Origin of the sequence: Robertmurraya beringensis (genome assembly GCF_042433785.1) — a bacterium.
Classification (GTDB): Bacteria; Bacillota; Bacilli; order Bacillales; family Cytobacillaceae; genus Robertmurraya_A; species Robertmurraya_A beringensis.
Genome location: NZ_JBHLUU010000004.1, coordinates 1 through 2,673, shown reverse-complemented (window position 1 = coordinate 2,673; position 2,673 = coordinate 1). Strand labels below are relative to the sequence as shown.

5 protein-coding genes are annotated in these 2,673 nt (G+C 40.4%); all 5 read right to left on the bottom strand.

Annotation, left to right across the window (positions count from 1 at the left end; all coding sequences use genetic code 11):
* Positions 1-659 (bottom strand): DUF421 domain-containing protein (locus ACFFHF_RS00445; RefSeq protein ID WP_377057367.1); only part of this gene is annotated, 659 nt, incomplete at its 3' end.
* A gap of 29 nt (positions 660-688) precedes the next feature.
* Positions 689-895, bottom strand: a complete 207-nt coding sequence (locus tag ACFFHF_RS00440; RefSeq protein ID WP_009336483.1) for a DUF1657 domain-containing protein — start codon at positions 893-895, stop codon at positions 689-691.
* Positions 896-906: 11 nt separating this feature from the next.
* Positions 907-1,257, bottom strand: a complete 351-nt coding sequence (gene spoVAE / locus ACFFHF_RS00435; protein ID WP_098797242.1) for a stage V sporulation protein AE — start codon at positions 1,255-1,257, stop codon at positions 907-909.
* Positions 1,254-2,273: a stage V sporulation protein AD gene (gene spoVAD, locus ACFFHF_RS00430; RefSeq protein WP_340903788.1), complete on the bottom strand. Its 1,020-nt coding sequence runs from the start codon at positions 2,271-2,273 to the stop codon at positions 1,254-1,256. Before spoVAD ends, spoVAE begins: the two co-directional genes overlap by 4 nt.
* The coding region (gene spoVAC, locus ACFFHF_RS00425; RefSeq protein ID WP_377057366.1) for a stage V sporulation protein AC at positions 2,273-2,673 on the bottom strand (401 nt) is incomplete at its 5' end. The genes spoVAD and spoVAC, both read right to left, overlap by 1 nt.

The following is a 2,673-nucleotide window of genomic DNA, read 5'->3' as shown; positions in this document are numbered from 1 at the left end:
GTTAACTCTCCGTAAGAATTAACCTGTCCCAGAAATACATTTTCAATCGTTACCCCTAGTTTTTCTAATTCAGTATGTAGCCAAGCCCGACTTCGTCCAATCGTGGCTAGTGGTTCATCCATTATTGTACCATCCATAATAATGGTCTGAGGCTCCTTGATTGAAGCAACCTTCAAGTTTATATCCTTTGCTGTTAAAGGTTGATTTTCTTTCTTTAGCATCACAGATAAATCACCTGTTGCCTCTAAAGCAGCAAATTCTACATCAGAGACTTGAAAGACATCCTTCCTGCGAAGTAGCTCTAACAGTTCATCTGTCGTATATCTTTCCTTTTTTAAATTATCTTCCATAATCTTCCCATCTTTGATAAATACAGTTGCTTTTCCTTCTATAAAATTGCGAAAACGTTTACTTTTTAATGAAATTAAACCAGCGAAAAAGGGAATAGCCGCAAAAATGACAATTCCAATAATTCCGTGAAAAATGTTCCGTTCAAGTCCCATAGCCACTTCTGCACCAATACTTCCAATAGAAATACCGGTGACATATTCAAAGAAAGATAGTTCTGAAATTTGCTTTTTCCCTAACCATTTTGTAATGAAAAATAAAACAGCAACAAATAATGCTGAGCGTACAGTTATCTCTAACCATTCAGGCACTGCTTACACCCCCTGTAAATATAGTTTTTCTAGAAACCTTTGTACTGAAGTTCCTCTCCTTCTAGTTCTCCTACTCTTTTTTTTAAATCTTTTGTTACTTCGTGTACTACCATCATAGCCTCATGCAAAGTTCGCTTCGATTCATCATCAAGAGTCCGTAATGCTAAACTTGAGAGACTTGCTTCTACCCCTTTTAGACTGGCAAAACACTGTTTAACATCTGATCCTACTGTCATCCTAATTCTCCTTATCCTTTTGGCTTAAAAATTAAAGCTCCTATCATGCCGAAAACAATGGCAGCTGAAATACCAGAACTAGTTACTTCAAACATTCCTGTCAGTACACCAACTAACCCATGTTTTTCTGCTTCCTGCATCGCACCATGAACAAGCGAATTCCCAAAACTTGTAATCGGAACGGTAGCCCCTGCCCCAGCAAAATCAATCAAAGGCTCGTATAGTCCAAATCCATCTAAAAGCGCCCCAATCACTACAAGAGCACTTAAGGTATGACCTGGTGTCAATTTAAATACATCAAACATAATTTGCCCAATGATACAAATTAAACCGCCTACGACAAAAGCCCAAAAATAGATCATGTTAATTGTTCACCTCCGTATTCAATTGACACTGCATGGGCGATACAAGGAATTGTTTCATTTTGCTGAAAGGACAACGGTGAAAGCAAAGCACCTGTAGCCACAACTAACATTCGTTTAAATTCACCTTTTTTCATGCGGTTTAATAAATGCCCATAAACTACCGTTGCTGAACAGCCTGCACCGCTTGCCCCTGCAAGAACGGGTTGTCCTTCCCGATAAATCATAAGGCCACAATCTTGGTATTGTTCTTCACTAATAGGAGTTCCATGCTTTTTAAATAGATCCATGGACACTTCCTGTCCGATTTGGCCAAGGTCACCGGTTACAATTAAATCGTAATAAGATGGCTCAACATTTCGTTCCTTTAAATGGGCTTCAATGGTATCAACCGCAGCTGGCGCCATAGCTCCTCCCATGTTAAATGGATCTGTCAATCCCATATCGATTACACGACCAATTGTGGCAGATGTGACATGAGGTCCTTCCCCAGTATCACTTAATAGGGCTGCACCTGCACCAGTAACCGTCCATTGTGCCGTAGGTGGCTTTTGTCCACCATACTCAGTTGGATACCGAAATTGTTTTTCAACAGCTGTATCATGACTGGAAGCTCCTGTTAACAAATATTTCGCTCCTTTTGTATTTACAATATAAGCACCTAGAGCCAGTCCTTCCATCGAGGTAGAGCAAGCACCGAATAAGCCAAAATAAGGCGCTCCAATCGTTCTGCTAGCGAAACTTGTTGGGGTGATTTGATTGATTAAGTCCCCAGCTAGGATAAATTGAACTTGATCCTTTTGTATGCCCCCTTTTTCCATGGCTTTTTGGCAAGCCTCTTCAAAAAGGATTTTATGTGCTTTCTCATAGGAATCCTGCCCAAGCCATAAATCAGCATGAAGAGTATCGAAATCATCTGGGATAGCACCATTGGCTTCAAATGGTCCACCAACGGTTCCAGTGGAGATAATGACAGGCTTTTGTTCGAAGATCCATGTACGATGACCTGCTAGCATTATAAACCACCCCACTGGATTAAAGTGGTTTTAATTAAGGCAATGACAAAAGCAGAAAAAACACCAAATAAAATAACCGCCCCCGCTAATTTAAACATGTTGCCACCTACGCCCAGTACAAATCCTTCGGTTCGATGCTCAATGGCAGGCGATATAACCGCATTGCCAAAACCTGTTACAGGTACAGCTGTTCCAGCCCCACCAAATTGGGCCATTCGATCATATACGCCAAAACCAGTAAGAAGCATTGTAATAAAAATTAACGTACCCACCGTCGGATTTCCGGCCGTTTGCTCAGTAAAATCGAAATAATAAATGTAAAAGTCTGAAATAAGCTGACCAATCAAACAAATAAGTCCACCGGTTAAAAAGGCCTTAATGCAATTTTTAACAACCGGTC

Bases quoted from the DNA above. Each gene is read 5' to 3' on its own strand.
- ACFFHF_RS00440 (WP_009336483.1), bottom strand. From the start codon at position 895: ATGACAGTAGGATCAGATGTTAAACAGTGTTTTGCCAGTCTAAAAGGG.
- spoVAE (WP_098797242.1), bottom strand. From the start codon at position 1,257: ATGATCTATTTTTGGGCTTTTGTCGTAGGCGGTTTAATTTGTATCATT.
- spoVAD (WP_340903788.1), bottom strand. From the start codon at position 2,273: ATGCTAGCAGGTCATCGTACATGGATCTTCGAACAAAAGCCTGTCATT.